16 protein-coding genes and 1 pseudogene are annotated in these 16,806 nt (G+C 69.1%); 7 read left to right on the top strand and 10 right to left on the bottom strand.

The features are described 5' to 3' along the window. Position 1: 1 nt before the first annotated feature. From ABEA82_RS29565 to ABEA82_RS29550, 4 genes are all read right to left on the bottom strand, one after another. On the bottom strand, positions 2–841 hold the full coding sequence (locus ABEA82_RS29565; protein WP_345664752.1) for a carbohydrate ABC transporter permease: 840 nt from the start codon (positions 839–841) through the stop codon (positions 2–4). 6 nt (positions 842–847) lie between these two features. Then, on the bottom strand, positions 848–1,807 hold the full coding sequence (locus tag ABEA82_RS29560; RefSeq protein ID WP_345664751.1) for a carbohydrate ABC transporter permease: 960 nt from the start codon (positions 1,805–1,807) through the stop codon (positions 848–850). A 10-nt stretch (positions 1,808–1,817) separates the two neighbouring features. Then, positions 1,818–3,071 (bottom strand): ABC transporter substrate-binding protein, encoded by a 1,254-nt coding sequence (locus tag ABEA82_RS29555; protein ID WP_425588566.1) that lies wholly within the window; start codon positions 3,069–3,071, stop codon positions 1,818–1,820. A gap of 90 nt (positions 3,072–3,161) precedes the next feature. After that, positions 3,162–4,220 (bottom strand): LacI family DNA-binding transcriptional regulator, encoded by a 1,059-nt coding sequence (locus tag ABEA82_RS29550; RefSeq protein ID WP_345664749.1) that lies wholly within the window; start codon positions 4,218–4,220, stop codon positions 3,162–3,164. 302 nt (positions 4,221–4,522) lie between these two features. Between ABEA82_RS29550 and ABEA82_RS29545 the strand changes: the two genes are divergently transcribed. After that, a complete protein-coding gene (locus ABEA82_RS29545; RefSeq protein ID WP_345664748.1) occupies positions 4,523–5,149 on the top strand; it encodes a hypothetical protein in 627 nt (208 codons plus the stop codon). A 200-nt stretch (positions 5,150–5,349) separates the two neighbouring features. Here the strand turns inward: ABEA82_RS29545 and ABEA82_RS29540 are convergent. Next, positions 5,350–5,755: pseudogene (locus tag ABEA82_RS29540) on the bottom strand (MFS transporter); the annotation flags it as partial. A 78-nt stretch (positions 5,756–5,833) separates the two neighbouring features. On the opposite strand from ABEA82_RS29540, the gene ABEA82_RS29535 reads away from it, so the two are divergent. Both ABEA82_RS29535 and ABEA82_RS29530 read left to right on the top strand, forming a co-directional pair. Further along, positions 5,834–6,400 (top strand): Chromate resistance protein ChrB, encoded by a 567-nt coding sequence (locus ABEA82_RS29535; protein ID WP_345664747.1) that lies wholly within the window; start codon positions 5,834–5,836, stop codon positions 6,398–6,400. Positions 6,401–6,438: 38 nt separating this feature from the next. Continuing rightward, positions 6,439–7,596, top strand: a complete 1,158-nt coding sequence (locus tag ABEA82_RS29530) for an MFS transporter (protein ID WP_345664990.1) — start codon at positions 6,439–6,441, stop codon at positions 7,594–7,596. Positions 7,597–7,654: 58 nt separating this feature from the next. Here the strand turns inward: ABEA82_RS29530 and ABEA82_RS29525 are convergent, their stop codons facing one another. Then, entirely contained in the window at positions 7,655–8,776 is a 1,122-nt protein-coding gene (locus ABEA82_RS29525) for a serine/threonine-protein kinase (protein ID WP_345664746.1), read from the bottom strand. 985 nt (positions 8,777–9,761) lie between these two features. Further along, entirely contained in the window at positions 9,762–10,346 is a 585-nt protein-coding gene (locus ABEA82_RS29520) for a DinB family protein (RefSeq protein ID WP_345664745.1), read from the bottom strand. 483 nt (positions 10,347–10,829) lie between these two features. Between ABEA82_RS29520 and ABEA82_RS29515 the strand changes: the two genes are divergently transcribed. Next, complete coding sequence (locus ABEA82_RS29515) at positions 10,830–11,378, top strand: hypothetical protein (protein ID WP_345664744.1); 549 nt, start codon at positions 10,830–10,832, stop codon at positions 11,376–11,378. Between the two features lie 79 nt (positions 11,379–11,457). Here the strand turns inward: ABEA82_RS29515 and ABEA82_RS29510 are convergent, their stop codons facing one another. Together ABEA82_RS29510 and ABEA82_RS29505 are read right to left on the bottom strand one after the other, a co-directional pair. Next, a complete protein-coding gene (locus ABEA82_RS29510; protein ID WP_345664743.1) occupies positions 11,458–12,579 on the bottom strand; it encodes a PP2C family protein-serine/threonine phosphatase in 1,122 nt (373 codons plus the stop codon). Positions 12,580–12,831: 252 nt separating this feature from the next. Further along, positions 12,832–13,287 carry a VOC family protein gene (locus ABEA82_RS29505; RefSeq protein ID WP_345664742.1) on the bottom strand — a complete coding sequence of 152 codons (456 nt, stop codon included), beginning with the start codon at positions 13,285–13,287 and terminating at the stop codon, positions 12,832–12,834. Positions 13,288–13,496: 209 nt separating this feature from the next. Here ABEA82_RS29505 and ABEA82_RS29500 point away from each other — a divergent pair, with 209 nt between their 5' ends. Then, positions 13,497–14,078, top strand: coding sequence for a DUF6193 family natural product biosynthesis protein (locus ABEA82_RS29500; protein ID WP_345664740.1), 582 nt, complete (start codon positions 13,497–13,499; stop codon positions 14,076–14,078). Then, positions 14,027–14,431, top strand: coding sequence for a DUF6336 family protein (locus ABEA82_RS29495; RefSeq protein ID WP_345664738.1), 405 nt, complete (start codon positions 14,027–14,029; stop codon positions 14,429–14,431). Before ABEA82_RS29500 ends, ABEA82_RS29495 begins: the two co-directional genes overlap by 52 nt. A gap of 822 nt (positions 14,432–15,253) precedes the next feature. Here the strand turns inward: ABEA82_RS29495 and ABEA82_RS29490 are convergent. Continuing rightward, positions 15,254–15,397 carry a hypothetical protein gene (locus tag ABEA82_RS29490; RefSeq protein ID WP_345664736.1) on the bottom strand — a complete coding sequence of 48 codons (144 nt, stop codon included), beginning with the start codon at positions 15,395–15,397 and terminating at the stop codon, positions 15,254–15,256. A gap of 623 nt (positions 15,398–16,020) precedes the next feature. Between ABEA82_RS29490 and yidD the strand changes: the two genes are divergently transcribed. Beyond that, on the top strand, positions 16,021–16,401 hold the full coding sequence (gene yidD, locus ABEA82_RS29485; protein ID WP_345664734.1) for a membrane protein insertion efficiency factor YidD: 381 nt from the start codon (positions 16,021–16,023) through the stop codon (positions 16,399–16,401). Positions 16,402–16,806: the final 405 nt, after the last annotated feature.

Here is a 16,806-nt window from a genome sequence, read left to right as displayed (position 1 = left end):
CCTACTTGACCGACCCGCCGGTGATCCCGGCGGCAATGTACTTCTGGGCGACGACGAGCAGGATCGCGGCCGGAACGGCGGAGAGCACCGCGGTCGCCATGACCGCGCCCCAGTCGCTGACATGCGCGCCGACGAACTGGTAGATGCCGAGCGTGACGGGTTTCACGTCGTCCGTCGTGTTGAGGGTCAGCGCGAACATGAAGTCCGACCAGGCGAAGAGGAAGGTGAACAGACCCGCCGTGATCAGGGCGTTACGGCTCATGGGCAGCACGATCCGCACGAACGCGGTGAAGCGGTTCGCGCCGTCCACCATCGCGGCTTCGACGACCTCGCCCGGGATCGACACCATGAAAGCCCGCAGCAGTACGACCGCGAAGGGCAGACCGAGTGAGGCATCCGCCAGGATCAGCCCCAGATAGGAATTGACGAGATCGAGCTGCGCATAGGCGCTGTAGAGGGCGTTGGCGATGACGATGCCCGGCACCATCTGCGTGATGAGTGTCGCGAAGACGATGCCCTGCCCGCCGCGGAGTCCGAACTGGGCGAGCCCGTACGCGGCGGGCGCGGCGAGCGCGAGACAGACGACGACGGCACCGAGCGCGACGACGAAGCTGGTGAGCAGTGAATCGCCCTGGGTGCTGATCGCCGTATCAAAGTTCTTCAGTGACGGTGATACCGGGAACCACTCGGTGGCGGCGATGCTCGATTCGGGCTGGAGGGCGGTGTTGAGCATCCAGTACACCGGGAAGAGCAGCACGGCGAGGATCAGCAGGGCGGCGGCGGTGTTCCACACCGAACGCACGCGCAGAAGGCTCGCCGGTCGTTTCGTCGGTCGGCTCATCGTCGCTCACTTCCCCTTGCCGAAGTCGGCGCGGTCGGCCCGCAGGTACAGCACGGCGAAGACCGCGCTGATGAGGATCAGGACATTGCCCACCACGGCGCCCTGGCCGAAGTCGAGTTGAAGGAAGGAGAGCTGGTAGGTGACCGTGCCCAGCGTCTGGGTGGAGTCCGCCGGGCCGCCCGAGGTCAGCGCCAGGATCAGGTCGAGGATCTTCACCGTCGACATGAAGCCCAGCACGAGTACGACGGTGATCACCGGGCGCAGCATCGGCAGCGTGATGCTGCGGAACGTCCGCCACGGGCCGGACCCGTCGAGTGATGCGGCCTCGTACAAGTCGCGTGGGATCTCCTGGAGACCGCCGTAGAGGATGACCATGTTGAACGGGATGCCGATCCAGATGTTGACCAGGATCGCCGACAACAGGGCCACACCCGGGCTGCTCAGCCACGGCACGCCGTCCTGCGGGACCAGGCCGACCGCGTGGAGGGCGGTGTTCAGCATGCCGTGGTCCTGGTCGAGGATGCGCCGCCAGACGACGGCGGAGACGACCATGGGCACAAGCCACGGCAGCAGCAGCACGGCCCGCACGAAGCCGGAGAGCCGAAAGCGGCGGGAGAAGAAAACGGCCAGGGCCAGGCCGATGGTGAACTGGCCGAGCAGCGAGCCGACGGTGAACAGGGCCGTATGCCACAGGGCGTCGGTGAACAGCTCGTTGGCGAAGACGGCCCGCCAGTTGTCGAGGCCGTTGAACGGGGCCTCGCCGGTGAAGTACGTCTTCGGCGTGTAGTGCTGGAAGCTCATCACGACGTTGCGGACGAGCGGGTAGCCGAAGAACAGCGCCATGTAGGCGAGCGCGGGAGCGACGAAGAGCCAGCGCAGCAGTCCACGGCGCAGCGGAGCACGCCCGGTCGCGGACTTCGTTTCGGCGGCGCCCGTGGCGGGCGCGGGGGAGGTGACGGTGGTCATGGCCGGTTCCTCACTTCCCTGCCGAGGCCTGCTGCTGCGCCCGGTGCAGGGCCTGTTCCGGACTGGTCCGGCCCGTCAGCACGGACTGGAAGGCGCCCGCGAGCGCGTCGCCGACGACCGGCCAGCCGGTGCCGACCTTCGCCGTACGGGAACGGGCGGTCGTGACGAGCTCGGCGAAGGCGGCGAGTTTTGGATTGTGCTGCGCGTACGCCTGTGCGGCCGTGGCGCGAGTGGGCACATTGTTGACCGATTCGCCCCACTGAAGCTGGTTCTTCTCGGAGTTGAGGCAGTTAAGGACCTTGCCGGCGTTCTTCTCGCGCGCCGGATCCTCGTCGTTCTTCGGTACGGCCATGACGGTGCCGCCGATGGGCGGCACCGCCGGCTCACCCGCCTCAGGCACCGGAATGCTCGCGACCGCCCAGTCCACCTTCTTCTGGGCGCTGAGGACCGGCACCTGCCACGGCCCGTTGATCATCATGGCGGCGCGGCCCGCGATGAACTGGTCGTTCACGTCCTGCTGGTTCCAGCTGACGACGGACCTGGAGGCGGAACCGTCTGCGACCAGGTCCTTCCAGAGCTGGAGCGCGGCCTCGCCCTTACCATTGTCGATCTTGGCCTCGTCACCGCCGGCGGACCAGAAGAACGGAAGGAACTGGTAGACGCCGTCCGCGTTCGGGCTGGCGCTGAAGGCCATCCCGTAGGTGTCGCCCGCGGTCAGCTTCTTCGCGGCGGCTCGCAACTCCTTCCAGGTGGTGGGCGGGGAGATGCCCGCGTCCTTGAGGAGCTTGGTGTTGTAGATCAGCGCCAGGGAATTGACGGAACGGGCGATGCCGTACTGGGCGCCGTCGTACGAGCCGAGGGACTTCGCGCTCGCGGAGAGGCCGGAGGTGGCGACCCCGACCTCGTCGAGCGGCCGCAGGCCCTCGGTCTGCGCGAACTGGGGCAGCTCCGAGCCGTCGAGTTCCAGTATGTCCGTGAGCGAGTCGGACGACGCCATCCGCAGCGCCTTGGAGGCGATCTGGTCGGCAGGCACGCTGTTCTGTTCGACCTTCAGGCCGAGCGGCTTGCTGCACCGGTCGAAGAACCGCTGGTTGGCGGTGTGCTCGGCGGTGTCCGTCGCCGAGTTGAGCACGGTGACGGTGCCCGGGTCCGGCTCCGCGGCACAGCCGGTCATGCCTGGCGCGACGATGGCAACGGCGAGGGCGGCGGCCAGCGCGGGAACGCGTCCACGTCTTGTTCTGATGCGTCCTGCTAAGGGCGGCATGATTGGTCCTCCGTTACATGTGCGGCTCTGGACATGCGGTGGCCCGGCAACAGGACGCGGCCGGTCGTGCCGTACGGACGGTTTCAGCGGTCAGTCGGGCGGTGGCGCGATGACGGGTCCGGCCAGTTGCGGCTGGATCAGGTGGTGCGGCGCGTCGGAGGGCCTGCTCGAGGCGCGTGCCCCGGCGGGCTCCTGCGAAGACGGCGGCCCGTCGTCGCGGCCGGAGCCGATCGCGTCGATGGCGAGCCGGGCCACGGCCGTGGACATCTCCGCGACGGGCAGATCGATCCGCGGCAGATGCCGTGTGCCCAGCTCGTCCGGGAGGCTGCCGACGAGCACCACGGTCAGATCGTGGGGGACCCGCAGCCCCGCTGCCGCCACCGCGTCCAGCAAGCGAGGCAGGAGGATGAGGTGCTGGACGATCAGCGCGGTCGCGACGGGCCGCGCGGTCAACGCCTCGTTCAGCCGCCGCGCGAGGACGTCCGGGTCGCGATGGGACGGGACCACGCGGACATCGGCCCCGGTCTCGGCGGCCGCTCGCCGGGCACCGTCGAGACCGTGCAGGGCATAGCCGCGGCGTGCGGCGACCTCGTGCTCGGCCGACGAGAGGAACAGCATCCGCCGATGCCCGGCTGCCACGGTCTCGCGCACCGCGAGGGCTACGGCGGCCTCCCAGTCGAGGTCGGTCCAGGGCAGCGCCGCGTGATCGTCGTGACCGAGCAGCGCCGCGGGGAAGCCCAGTTCGTGCAGGACCTCGACACGGGGGTCCCGGTCCTCGACCGCCATCAGCACCGCGGCGTCCGCGAGCCTGCTCCGGGCCACCCGGCGCAGCCCGCCGACGCCGTCGCTGTCCGTCATCAGCAGCACGTCGTACCCGTGCCCACGAGCGGCATCGGTGACGTCGATCGCGAACCGCCCGTCGATCGCCCGGTACGCCCCGGGCACTCGCGGCGCGGCCAGCGCCAGCACCCGTGTCCGTGCGCTGCGTAGCGTACGGGCACTCGCGCGCGGGTGGTATCCGAGCTCCTCGATCGCGGCCTGCACCGCGTGCCGGGTGTCCTCGGAGATCTTGCGCGACCCGCTCAGGACGTACGACACGGTGCTCGGCGCGACGCCCGCGCGCGCGGCGACGTCCTTGATCGTCGTCATCTCCGCCTCCCCCCGGCCGGTCGTGGGCCCGTCCGCTTCCCCAAACCAAACCAAACCAATCGAATCGATTCGACAAACGGGGTGACTTTAAGCGCGGCGGGCCGGGGAGGGCAATAGCCTGAGCGACAAGTCCTGCGACGCGATGCCGACGCGATGCCGACGCGATGCCGACGACCGGTCAGGAGACGGACCCTGGTGGTCGTTCACCAGAAAGATCAGAAGGACGGGCAACCCTTGAGGGGTCTGATCAGTCTGGTGTGCGGAATCAGAACTTCAGCAGTGCTTTTCAGCCAGGAGCGACCTTGAGTCTCGCCGACCGCCAAATCAACGCCCTCATGCGCCAGATCGCGACCCAAGACGTGATCGAGCTCGTCCACCCGTTCTCCGAGTGGCAGACGTTCGGCGCGCTCACGTACATCGCGGAGTGCTACGGCTTCAGGTACGTCGACGTACGCCTGGTCGGCAAGCACAAGATCGCGCACATCCGTCTCGTCCGGGACACGAGCCCCCAGGCACAGCAGCGCGCGGCGGCCAACACAGCGGCCTTCCCCGACCCGGGCCCCGGACGCCCTGTGCCGGGCATGTACCTGGGCTCGCTCACGCCCGTCGCCCAGGCGCAGGCGGACGTCGACCTGATCACCACGTGCATTCGGTACGACGCGGCCGGAGCCGCCGCCAACCGCAAGCAGCTGCTGACCATGGCGTGGGCGACACCGGTGCTGTTCCTGCTGCTGGCCGTGCTGACGGGCAAGTACGCCGTCCTCCTCCCGCTTGCCGTCCTGACCCCGGTGTTCGTGCTGGGCGCACTCAGGGTCAACACGACCCGGCGAGCGAAACTGGCCGAGCGACTGCTGGCCGCCGGATGCACGCCGGTGCGGGACGAGGCGGGGCGGGAGCGCTTCGTGCGTCCGGTGCCCCACACGGTGTGACAGGCGCCGACGGTCCGCCGAGTCCCGGGCATCCGGGCTCTGGCGGACCGTCGGCCGCGACATAGTTCCCGCGTGGTTTCACAGCTCATGGCTCACACCCCGGCCTTCTCGCCCGGTGCGCTGTGCGCGCCGACCTGCTCCGCACCGGCGGTGGTCACGGTCCGGTCGGTGCGCATCACCAGGAGTGTGGTGAGGCCACCGATCCACGCGGCCCCCAGCAGGGTCATGGCCAGGTTCACCGAGCCCGGCCGCGGAACGCGCCAGATGCCGAGCGGCATCAGCGGCTGGCGCACCGTCTTCTGCAGGACGAGGAACAGCACCAGCAGGGCGGTGGCGCCGATGAGTTCGAGCACGGTCTGCGTGGCAACCCCAGCCGATCTCAGGCGCGCGGACCACGGCGAAGACTGCGAACGCGAGACCGGCGGTGACGGCCGCCGCGACGATCGATCCGCCGATCAGCACGCTCCAGCCGGCGGTGAACACCAGGCGTGCGCCGAGCAGGTCGGACAGGCGCCCGCCGAGGAGGAGAAGGCCACCGAAGGCGATGACATAGGCGTTGAAGACCCACTGCAGCTCACCCGGCGAGAAGCCGAGGTCCTGGTGCATCTCGGGGAGTGCGACCCGGTCCGGGTTCCGGACATGGTCGTCACGGAGCGGAAAGTAACGCCTGATACATTTTTTGTCATGGTGAACGCTGAGCAGCCGATACGGTGGCTGATCCTGGTGATCAAGCTGCCTGCGGAACCGTCCCGGCACCGGGTGGCGGTGTGGCGGGAGTTGCGCAAGGTGGGGGCCCTGTCGTTGGGGCAGGGCGTCTGGGCCGTACCGGAGGTGCCGGTCTTCGCCGACGGCGTGCAGCGCGCTCTGGCCCTCACCGACTCCGCCGGCGGACAGGCTGTGACGCTGCAGGCGACCGGCCGCACGGCCGACGACGGCGCCCGGTTCCGGGAGATGTTCACCGCGGCCCGGTCGGCGGACTGGGTGGAGTTCCTCGCGGACTGCGGCAAGTTCGAGGAAGAGATCGCCAAGGAGATCCGCAACGGCAAGTTCACACTGGCCGAGCTGGAGGAAGAGGAGCAGAGCCTGGAGCGGCTGCGGCGCTGGCACCGTGACCTGACCGCCCGCGACGTCTTCGGCGCCCCCGAATCGGCCGCGGCCGCCATGCGGCTCAAGAACTGTGCGGCCGTCTGCGAGGGCTACTCCGAGCGTGTCTTCGCCGCGCTGCACGCCACGGACGAGGCCTCGTCGTGACCCAGCACCCCATACCCGATGTCGCCTCCCGGCGGGCCATGTGGCCGTTGTACGCGGCCGGATTCACCACCGCCTTCGGAGCGCACGGCATCGCCGCCAACCTCGGCGGCTTCTCCGAGGACGCCGTCACCTCCCTGATCGTCCTGGGCGGACTGCTCGCCCTGTACGACGGCGCCGAGGTCCTCCTCAAGCCGGTCTTCGGCTCGCTGGCCGACCGGATCGGCGGCAAGCCGGTCCTCCTGGGTGGCCTGATCGTCTTCGCCGCGGCTTCCGCGCTCTACGCGATCGCCGACAGCCCCGGCTGGCTGTGGGCGGCCCGCCTCGGCCAGGGCGCAGCCGCCTCCGCGTTCTCACCTGCCGCCTCCGCCATGGTCGCCCGCCTCAACCCGGCCGCCAAACGCGGCCGCGCTTTCGGCAGTTACGGCTTCTACAAGTCCATCGGGTACACCTTGGGCCCACTGCTGGGCGGCGTCCTGGTGTGGGTCGGCGGCCTGCGCCTGCTCTTCACGGTGATGGCCCTGTGCGCGGCGGCCGTCGCGCTGTGGGCCCTGCTCGCGGTGCCCGTCGTGCCACCACTGCCCCGCAGGCGGCAGACCGTCGCCGACCTCGCCCGCCGCATGGCCGACCGCTCCTTCCTCGCCCCCACCGCCTCGCTCGCCGCCGCCACCGCCGCGCTCTCCGTCGGCGTCGGCTTCCTGCCCGTCTCCGGAGCCGCGGCCGGGCTCGGCACCATCGCGACCGGCGCAGCCGTCTCCGTCCTGGCCGCCACCGCCGCTGTGGTCCAGCCCCAGGCCGGCCGCGCCCTCGACAGCGGCCGCCTCACCACCGGCGCCGGCCTGCTCGCCGGGCTGCTCATCACCGCGGCCGGCCTCGCCGCCGCGATGCTGCCCGGTCTGGCCGGCGTGCTGGCAGCCGCCGCCCTCATCGGCATCGGCACCGGCCTGATCACCCCGCTCGGCTTCGCCGCCCTCGCCGCCGCCACCCCAGAAGAGCGCATGGGCCAGACCATGGGCTCCGCCGAACTCGGCCGCGAACTCGGCGACGCGGGCGGCCCCCTCCTCGTCGCCGGCGTGGCCACCGTATCCACCCTCACCTCCGGCTACGCGACCCTCGCCGTGCTCCTGGCCGCAGGCGCGTTCCTCGCCCTCGCCCACCGCCGCCGCCGCACAGTGCGCACAGTGCGCACACCGAGCTGACGCAAGACAGGGGCTGGGGTCCGGCGGTCCTCCGGTGCGGGACTCCAGCCAGCCGGCATCAAGGGATGGGGTTGACAGTGACGTCGTCGGAGGGCGACGGCGTCGTCGATGGTGCGTCGGACAGGGGTGTGGCACTGGGCGGAGCGCTGTTTTCCGGATGAGGGGAGGCCGGGGCGTCACCATCGGAGTTCATGGAAGCGCCGAGAGCCGTCGCGGCGGCGCACAGCAGCACTCCTGCGCCGCCCAGCAGAGCTTTCGACAGGCCTGTGCGGTGACCGCGAGGACGGGAGTGCGCTGCTCTGGTGCGTGTGGTGTGGCGCGGAGCTGGGGTGGCGGGTGGTTCGGGCAGGGGGGTGGTGTTGCGGGGTTGTTCTGTGTTCCAGGGCTCCGCGAGCCTGGCGGCCGCCTGCTCGGCGGTGGGGCGGTGCGCGGGGTCCTTGTCCAGCAGGCGCAGGAGGAAGTCGGCCAGTGGAGGGGGTATGTCGGGCCGCAGCTGGGTGGGTGGGAGAGGGGTGGAGTCGATATGGTGCCGCACCACGGCGTGCGTCGTCTCACCCTGGAACGGCGGCCTGCCGGTGAGAAGTTCGTAGAGCACGCAGCCCAGCGAGTAGACATCGGAGGCGGGCTGTGCGGGCCGTCCGAGGGCGCGTTCCGGGGCGAGGTAGTCGGCGGTGCCGACGATCGTGCCGGCGGCTGTGAGGGTGCCGGCGTCGCCGTCCGCGAAACGGGCGATGCCGAAGTCGGTGATCTTCGCAGTGCCATCGGCGGTGAGCATCACGTTGGCGGGCTTGATGTCCCGGTGGATGACCCCCTGACCGTGCGCGGCGGACAGGCCCGCTGCCATCTGCGCGGCTATACCCGCCGCCTCGAGCGGGGGCAGCGGGGCCCGTAGGGTGCGCTCCTCGCGAAGGGTCCAGCCGTCGATGAGCTCCATGACCAGGTAGAGCCGTCCCTGGTCGGCGTTGAAGTCGTACACGCTCACCACGTGCGGATGGTTGAGGCGGCCCGCCGTCTGTGCCTCGAGGCGGAAGCGCTCGGCACCGGTCTCGTCGTGCGCGCGCAGGAGTTTCACCGCCACCACGCGATCGAGGGCTTGGTCCGTGGCACGCCATACCTCACCCATGGCGCCGCGAGCCAGCGGCTGGTCCAAGTAGTACCGATCCGCCAGAAGCACTCGCACCCTCACCCTTCTTACCCGGACAGAAGCACCCACGATGATGGCCAATTAACCCCGTTATGGGGGTACTTGAGTAGCTTCGTGGAGTGAGCCTAGCAATCGGCTCCGGGCGATGCGTCAGGCGGCCGGTGGCTTTTGCCGGTGGACAGCCGACGGGGTGCACTGCCCGCCCCAGGTGCGTGTTCGCCCAACCGGGGAAACGAGCGAACAGGCCAGGACCCTGTTGGGCAGTCCACCAGTTACAGCGCACCGAGTGCCGCAGGTGTCACACGCGCGAGACGGTGCGCAGGAGCGCCGGCGCCGCGCATCCCGGCCAGCGCCGGCGGTGGCCCGCTTCTGGCGGGCGTCCAGGTACGGCCTCGTGCGCGCCGTCGAGATCTCCGCCCCAGCCACGGCTTGGGCAAGGCGCTTGGCTGTCGTGCGGCGCATCCGAGGAACACGTCACATCATTCGGATGCTCGCTGTCCCACCCGGATGCGAGTGAGTTTCTTCGTGCGGTCAGGCCGGGTTGAGTCGAATGGGGATCCGTGACCGATCAGCAAACAAATGACGGCCGGGAGACCATAACCGGCCGAGGCGTTTTGCCGGCTCGATGCCGGGCCGCGCGATGTGCGCGACGAGCCCGCGCTCGCGCGGACAGGCAAGGCGTTCGGTGGAGAAGTACGCCTTGCTTACGCGGAGTTTGACGAGTCGGTGGCGCCGTGGTCCCCGGCGGGACCGGACGGCGGGTATGCCGCGGAAGAGCGGCTTGAGGGCGAGGCTGTCGAGATGCCGCCAGGCACAGCCGCTGGTCAGCGCGAACACCACCGCCGTGAACACGCCCCGCGCGTCACACGGAGTTGTCCCACCACCTTGAAGACGGGCAGCGAACGGCGGCAGCAACGGGGCGGCCAGCTCCTAGAGGCCATCAGGAACCGGACACTTCGCGAGATCCAGCACCCACGACCGGCATCACGCCGCACGAATATCAAGTCACGTGAGACAACCTCTATGCCTTGATTGGTGCGGCCGACCTGGCGGCCTGCTCGTTCTTCGCGCAGTAGGCTGCACGGGCTTCCTCGTCGATCGGCTGCTCGTGTTCGGCGCGCACCCCGGTCCGGCCGTCGAGGCCCTCGCGCAGGATATCGGCGTGCCCGGCATGCCGGATGGATTCGCCGAGGACATGGACCATGATGGCGAACAGGTTTGTGTTGGGAGAAGGCTCCGGCCACCACGGCACGTGGCCGGGGGCATCGAGGGGAAGCTCGTTGATCGTCGCGTCCGAGTGTTCCCACGTACGCCGGTAGAACCCGATGATCTGATCGCGGGTCTCGTCCTCGGTCGCCCACAGATCGTTGCCGTTGTAGTCCTGCCACCGGGGCAGCGGTTCCGGGGAAGGGCGGTCGAAGACCTCGCCGAAGTACCTGGCCTCGACCGTGGCCACGTGTTTGACCAAGCCGAGGAGGTTGGTCCCTGTCGCTGTCAAAGGTCGGCGGGCGTCGTATGCGGACAAGCCGTCGAGTTTCCAGAGCAGCGCTTTTCGGTCCCGCCGCAGTCTCCCGAGCAGGTTGTCCTTCGCGAATTCAGCGATCACGCGGCATGAGCCTGCCATGAGCTGCTCGTGGTCTCAAGATCCCGTCCGTGGTCCGCAACGACTGGCAGAGCCGAGCCTGGCCATGGCCGCTGCCCTTACCTGCTACAGAGTCGTTGAAGTTGCACGGGGGACAGCGGCGACACAGGAGACAGCGTCGTAGGTGTTTCTCTTCGAAGGACGGGCGGGACGTACGTCAGCCTGTCCGGCGTGCGCCGGACAGGCATTCACGGCGAAGCGAATGAGTGCATTGGCTCGCCCGTACAGGTGGTCGCGGTGGATATGCGTTTCGGGGTATGGGCGCCCCCTGCGGTTAGGTGCTTCCGCCGTGTCGCTCAGGCGGCCCGCCGCAGGTCCCTCCCTGCCTGCGCTCGCGGACGTTCTCCGGTCGCCTGATACTCGATGCGGGTCGTATGCCTCCGCATCGCGGCCCAGGTGCGGAAGAACATCGACCCTTCCGGCCCTGAGCGATGAGGAGATTGCGTCATGCGCTCCCGAAGGAACCCGCTGACTCCACTCGCGGCGGTCGCGGCCGGCCTGCTGGCCGGGGCGGTGGGAACGGTGTGTCTGGATGCCGTCCATTACGTGAAGTACCGTCGGGCAGGCGGGACGGACAGCCCGCTCGCCTGGGAATTCGCGCCGGTCGAAAGCTGGGAGAAGGCTCCAGATCCGGGGCAGGTGGCGAAGCGGGTGATCGAGGGCTTCACCCAGCGCCGGCTTCCTGACGATGCCGCCTGGCTCACGAGCACCATCGCTCATTGGGCCTACGGATCAGTGGCGGGCGCGGCTTACGGCATCGTGGCCGGATCACTGCCCAGGCCCTCCCCTGCATACGGCGTGCCTTTCGGCGCTGCGGTGTTCGCCGGTGACTATGTCACCTTGCCGATCGCAGGGCTCTACAAGCCGATCTGGCAGTACGACAACAAGGTCGTGGTCTGGGATCTCGGCGCGCACGTCGCCTACGGCACCGGCACCGCAATCACCTTCTGGCTGCTCACCCGACTCGGCACCGGTGCCGTCACTCAGAGACGGTGAGCCGCCTGCCGGCCACGGCCGATGCCCATGCGCCGCGGGCGGGCGCTTCAGCGGCTGGTGTTGCCACGTCAGGTGGGCCTCAGACTGCCAGTCGGCGGATCGCGACTACGGCGGCGTCGTCGGTGAGGTGTCCGTGGACGTGGGCCAGCAGGTCGTCCTGGAGATGGTGCAGTAGTTCGTCGGGGTCGTCCTTGGCCCACTTGGGTGCTCGTTCGGCGAGGGGGTAGAAGAGGCCGTCGCTGTTGCGGGCTTCGGTGACGCCGTCGGTGTAGAGGAGCAGCAAGTCGCCGGCCTCGAAAGAGAACGTCTGGACGTCGTAGGCGGTGATGCCGAAGGGGCCGCCGAGCCCGATCGGGAGGTGGCTGGCCTCGGGGGCGAGTGGGGTGAGGTGTGTTCCGCGCAGGAGGAGCGGCGGTGGGTGGCCGCAGCTGATGAGGTGTACGACCGGATCACGGTCGGGGATGTCGAGCAGTACGGCGGTGGCGAAGTCTTCGTTGGTGTCTTGCTCCTCCTGTGGTTGCCACTGGCTGCGGTCCCAGCGGAACGCGGCGTCCAGGTGGACGGCGAGGCGAGGGAGGGTGGCCTGGCGATGGGCGGCTGCGCGGAAGGCGCCGAGCAGCAGGGCGACGTTGTTGATCGCGGCCAGGCCGCTGCCGCGTACGTCGCCGATGAGGAGCCGGGTGCTGTGGTGCGCCGTCCGGGCGGCCGCGTACAGGTCTCCGCCCAGGTCGGCCTCTTCCTCGGCGGGCAGGTACAGGCCGGCGATCCGCAGCGGGCCGGCGCGGGCGGGCAGCGGCTGCAGCAGGACACTTTGCGCTGCCATGGCCACCGACCGCACCCGGTGCAACTGCTGCTCACGCCGGTCCCGCACCACGCAGACGGTGACACAGACGGTGGAGACCACGACCAAGGCGATGATCTGGGCCTGGATGTTGGCGGTGGGCAGGACCCCTCTGAATACGCCGATCAGGACCTGGGCCGCTACCGCGAGAGCTCCCATCAGCGCGGTCACACCGGCGCCGGCGAACGCCACGGTGATCGCGGGCGCCGCCACCAGCAGGGGCCCGAGGTGGATGTGCGGCGGAGCCAGCACATCCACCACACAGACCGTGACGATCAGCCCCAGCGGGAGCACGACCAGCGCGGGTGAGTAACCCGGCCGCCAGGGGCGCCGGAAGTCCAGCCATGGTCGAAAGGCCATGCCCCAAGCCTTCCACCTCGCTCAGCGTACGGAGATGCGCCGCTCCGTGGGCTGGGGTTTCGTGAGACGAAAGGTGCTCATCAGATGCCCCGGACAGCAGGTCGCCGACAGCGAAAAAATCGGCTGCCGCTCTGCCACGTGGGAGGCTAGTGCGGCTCGTCCATGAAGAGGTGTCGGACTGCCCGGGGCAAAGGTCGCGGCCGCGGAAGTGGCTGATTGCGTGTCCTTCGGGGAATTCTTAACATCCCAGCTTCACAGTGGGTTATTTGCGGGCGGGTCGGCGTAGGCACCATGCAGTATGCCGGTGGCCTGCCCGACTTCGATGAGATAGCCGTCCGGGTCACGCAAGTAGCACCGCAGTTCGGCCTTGCGATCGATGGGCGGCGTGAGGAATTCGGCGCCCTTCGCACTCCACTCTCGGTGACACGCCTCGATATCGGCGACGCGGAGGTTGAGGAAGCTGCTGACCGTGCTGGGGTCGGTAGGTGGGCGCAGGGTGACGTCTGGCTTGTCCGGGGTGGGGCCGCCGCCAGGGTTCATGATGATCCATCCATTGGCGAGCTTGATGGTGCAGGGGTTCTCCTCTAGCACCACCTCACCACCGAGAACGTCGCTGTAGAAGGCGCGAGATCGAGCTACGTCGGACACCGTCAGAAAGTGAGTGAGGAGGAACCCGGAATCCGGGGCGGGAAAACCATCACGGTGCATGCAAGGCCTCCAGGGAAAACGGTGGTTTCCTTTCATAGTGGTGGATGGGCGTCCGTGGGCAAGGATGAACACGGCAGCAATGGCCTGTACGGCAGCCGGGGCATTCCCCCGGAGTGAGTTCGTGTCCCGTCTCGGCTGGCCTGGTCCCTGTTCCAGGTGAACTGGTCCGGATAAAGCTCTGTTGGCGCACGGGGCGGCAGAATGAGCGCATGGGATCGACAGATGCGCCGAGTGCTTCCGATGACGCCGAGCCTGGTCAGGGTGATGTCGTGGAGGCTGCGTGGCAGCGGCTGCTCCATCGCGAGGACATGGACACCAGGCTGGTGCGAGCCGCGTATGCTGAGCCGCTTCTCCGGCAGCTCCATCCCTCCAGCAGCCACCAGGACCTGCACTTCAGCAGGTGCACCGGTGACTGGTCTTGGGATATTCCGTTCGTCATGCATCTTCCTGGTGGGCGCTACCTCGTCGCTGGGCCGTCCCGTTCCCAGACCGTCGGGGAGGCGAACACCGCCGAGGAAGCCGTTGCTCTGGTCGTCGGTGGTCTGCCACCAGGCTGCGGCCCTGCGGTCGTCGGGCGCCGGGAGGAACTCCGCCGGCCGACTGCCCGTCCGATCAGCCGGGAGGCGATTTCCTGTACTGAGTCAGGGAGGGGTGTGTCGGACAGGGCTGGTGGCGGGCCGAGTAGCGCCTCCACACCCATCTGTGATCCCGGCGGCGGGGCTGGGCTACGGTGCCGCGTATGCGTACCGAAAACGCGATCATCCGACCCCTGCTCCGGATCCGGGACGTAGCGGGGCGCGGGGCGCTGTACGGGCTGGTCGCCGTGCCCCTGCTCGGGGTGGCCTCCCTGTTCGTCGGCGACCATCAGGACCGGACGACGTTCCTCGCTGTCGTCGGAGGGTTCGCCGCCGCCGTGGCCGTGGTCGGGATCCTTGTCGGGCTCTTCTTCTGGTGGGCCTGCGGGGGAGACATCCGGCGCTGTCGCGACTGGCGCACCGTCAGGGGCCAGGCGGGGCCCGTGACCGTCGCGGCCCCCGTCCTGCTGCGGATCGGGGTACTGGCCCTGGTGCTGTTCCCCGGCGCCTTCGGTCTGTACCACCTGGTGGACGGCGCCGGGTACGACAGCTGGCTGTACGGCGACTGAGCCATACGCGCCCAGCGCGCCCGGCGCGGGCGCTCAGCACGGCAGGCGACGGGCGAATCACGAACGTACGAGCACGGCGGGCACGGTGACACGCGGGTCTGCCGACCATCGGCGTAACGGATCCGCTGAGGGCAACGGTGCCGACATCACAGCCGGCGCCTCGCGCCCACAAAACTCCGAAGTCAGGCAGCCTCTCGGGGGGGCGACTCCGCATGCGCGGGTCGTACTCTGCGGCCGAATCCAGACCCACTGCGGGGCGCTGGGCCCTCCAACTGCCCCTGGGCAAAGCCTCTCCCGCCTCGATTCGGTGTTCGAGAACCACCAGCCTGATGACCCACTGACTCCGCCTGCGCGGTACAGGCCGGTGGGCGCCTCCCGTTCCACCCACGGCGCGAGGGCCGCCGGGCCGCCCCCAGTCCGCTCGGCAGTGATCTACCTGGTCAGCTCGGGGACATTTACCCTCTTGGACTAGCTTGAGGGAGGTCCCGGAATAGTAAGCTGAGGGAAACCATCGGACGTGGTGTACAGATTCCGGTGTTGGACGGTCGGATCGTCAGCCACCGATGGCTAGCACCACAGAGGGCCCGTCTCCCGCGAAGAGACGAGCCCTCGTGCAGTGAGGCAGGAGCCCGGTCGTCTAGCATCCGGCCGGGCTCGCTGCTTTGCCAGCGATCCTCGGTCCGTCCGACCGTTCTCCATGCACTCCCTATTGGGAGAGCTGCCCGACTGCGGCGATGATCCCTACAAGCAGGCTTGCCGCGGCGAGCCCGATGGTCCACCTCTCGAACGGGGACCACGGCTTGCGCTGCTTGCGCATGTCGGTCATCGCTGTTCCTCCTTCTCCTCCTGCCAGTCCTGCAGGGCGGACTGACGTTTGGCCAGCTCCGGCGACGCCGGAGCCCGCCCGCCGAACCTCGCGAACAGGTCGGCGAGTTCGAGGAAGAGCAGGTTGAGCGAAGACAGCATACGGGGCACCCGAGCCACAGACGTACAGGACAACATGATTGATTTGAGCTTTTCCAGCGCTCCTCCCTTGCCCGGTCGAGGCCGAGCTCGGCCAGTGCGTCGCGCCGGCTCACCGACGGCAGGAAGATCAAGGAGAACCGGAGTCCTTCCTGCCCTTCAACTCACGCGACCCTGAGGGCGAGGACGTCCGCTCCGCCTCGGTCGGACACCACGCGCCCGTCGGCGTCGTAGACCGAAACGCTCCCGCGTCGGCGGGGGAGGACCGCGGCCCCCCGCCGACGAGCACGGTAGGAGCACCCCCCGAGCCGGCGAGGAGCTACCCCGGGTGCGGGGACGACCGGACTGCCCGCCAGCCGCAAGAAGCCAAGCACAAACAGAAGGGGGAAAGACCGTGACCACCCCCAGCGAGACCCTGCTGAGGGAAGCGCAGATCCCTGTCTCCAGCACGAAGCACTTCGTAGTCGCCGCCGGCCCTGAGTCGGCCGCAGCCGACGCCTCCACCGTCTGTCCCGTCATATGATCTTTCGACTGTGAAGGGGGAGACGGACACCATGTCGCGGAGCGAGAAGCCCGGTCGGAGAAGGGGAGCGGACGGCGAGAAGGACGAAGGATGCTGCGCGGGGATGCTCGACACGCTGGCCCACCCGTGCTGCTGCGGCAGCGTGTCGCAGGCGGCCATGCTGCTCGTCGTTCTCCGCCCCTCGCTCACGGCCGGCAGCCACGGCGCTGACCGCCACGGCGCTGACCCCGCCGCGCCCCCTCCGGGTGGGCGGGTGTCCCGCTCGATGTACCGGGCCGTACGCCACTACCGCGTCACGGTAAGCCCGACCCGGTCGGCCTGCTGCCCGTACACCCCGACCTGCTCCACTTATGCGGTGCAGGCGCTCCACCGCTACGGCGCGCTGCGCGGCGGCTGGCTGATCCTGGCACGTCTGTTGCGCTGCCGGCCCGGTGCTGCCCGCCGCCGGGGCTTTCGCGATCCGGTGCCGCCGGGCCGCGGCTAACCGCCACCCGCGCATCCGTCCACTCTGGCCGGGCGATGCCGAGTGCCTACGCCACCATCGGGGAGATCCAGCGTCAGACCCACAGAACGTGGAACGTACCGGGAGCGGACACGCTGAGCGCGCTACGGTCGGCGCTCTCGCTCCCTGAAACGGATTGCCGACTTCGATACGCGCGTGATCCTTCCCTCATACCGCCCGCTCCTCACCGATTCCGGTGCGGCATTCGCCCTCGCCGTGCGCCGGGCCCAGCGCCTCGTCGACGACCGCACAGAGCGGTCCGGTACGGCGCACGGCGCATCTTCGCCCTCACTCTCATGATCCGCAGCGGCATCCGGGCCGACGAGACCGAGCCGGATCTGCGTGCCCGGGCCTGGCTGAGGGACGGGGCAGCGGCTCCTGAGCCGT

Origin of the sequence: Streptomyces venetus (genome assembly GCF_039540295.1) — a bacterium.
GTDB lineage: Bacteria > Actinomycetota > Actinomycetes > Streptomycetales > Streptomycetaceae > Streptomyces > Streptomyces venetus.
The sequence above is the reverse complement of the archived record's forward strand: the minus strand, read 5'-3'. Positions and strand labels throughout refer to the sequence as shown.

Bases quoted from the DNA above. Each gene is read 5' to 3' on its own strand.
- ABEA82_RS29565 (WP_345664752.1), bottom strand. From the start codon at position 841: ATGAGCCGACCGACGAAACGACCGGCGAGCCTTCTGCGCGTGCGTTCG.
- ABEA82_RS29560 (WP_345664751.1), bottom strand. From the start codon at position 1,807: ATGACCACCGTCACCTCCCCCGCGCCCGCCACGGGCGCCGCCGAAACG.
- ABEA82_RS29555 (WP_425588566.1), bottom strand. From the start codon at position 3,071: ATGCCGCCCTTAGCAGGACGCATCAGAACAAGACGTGGACGCGTTCCC.
- ABEA82_RS29550 (WP_345664749.1), bottom strand. From the start codon at position 4,220: ATGACGACGATCAAGGACGTCGCCGCGCGCGCGGGCGTCGCGCCGAGC.
- ABEA82_RS29535 (WP_345664747.1), top strand. From the start codon at position 5,834: ATGGTGAACGCTGAGCAGCCGATACGGTGGCTGATCCTGGTGATCAAG.
- ABEA82_RS29530 (WP_345664990.1), top strand. From the start codon at position 6,439: ATGTGGCCGTTGTACGCGGCCGGATTCACCACCGCCTTCGGAGCGCAC.
- ABEA82_RS29515 (WP_345664744.1), top strand. From the start codon at position 10,830: ATGCGCTCCCGAAGGAACCCGCTGACTCCACTCGCGGCGGTCGCGGCC.
- ABEA82_RS29510 (WP_345664743.1), bottom strand. From the start codon at position 12,579: ATGGCCTTTCGACCATGGCTGGACTTCCGGCGCCCCTGGCGGCCGGGT.
- ABEA82_RS29505 (WP_345664742.1), bottom strand. From the start codon at position 13,287: ATGCACCGTGATGGTTTTCCCGCCCCGGATTCCGGGTTCCTCCTCACT.
- ABEA82_RS29500 (WP_345664740.1), top strand. From the start codon at position 13,497: ATGGGATCGACAGATGCGCCGAGTGCTTCCGATGACGCCGAGCCTGGT.
- ABEA82_RS29495 (WP_345664738.1), top strand. From the start codon at position 14,027: ATGCGTACCGAAAACGCGATCATCCGACCCCTGCTCCGGATCCGGGAC.
- ABEA82_RS29490 (WP_345664736.1), bottom strand. From the start codon at position 15,397: ATGCTGTCTTCGCTCAACCTGCTCTTCCTCGAACTCGCCGACCTGTTC.
- yidD (WP_345664734.1), top strand. From the start codon at position 16,021: ATGCTCGACACGCTGGCCCACCCGTGCTGCTGCGGCAGCGTGTCGCAG.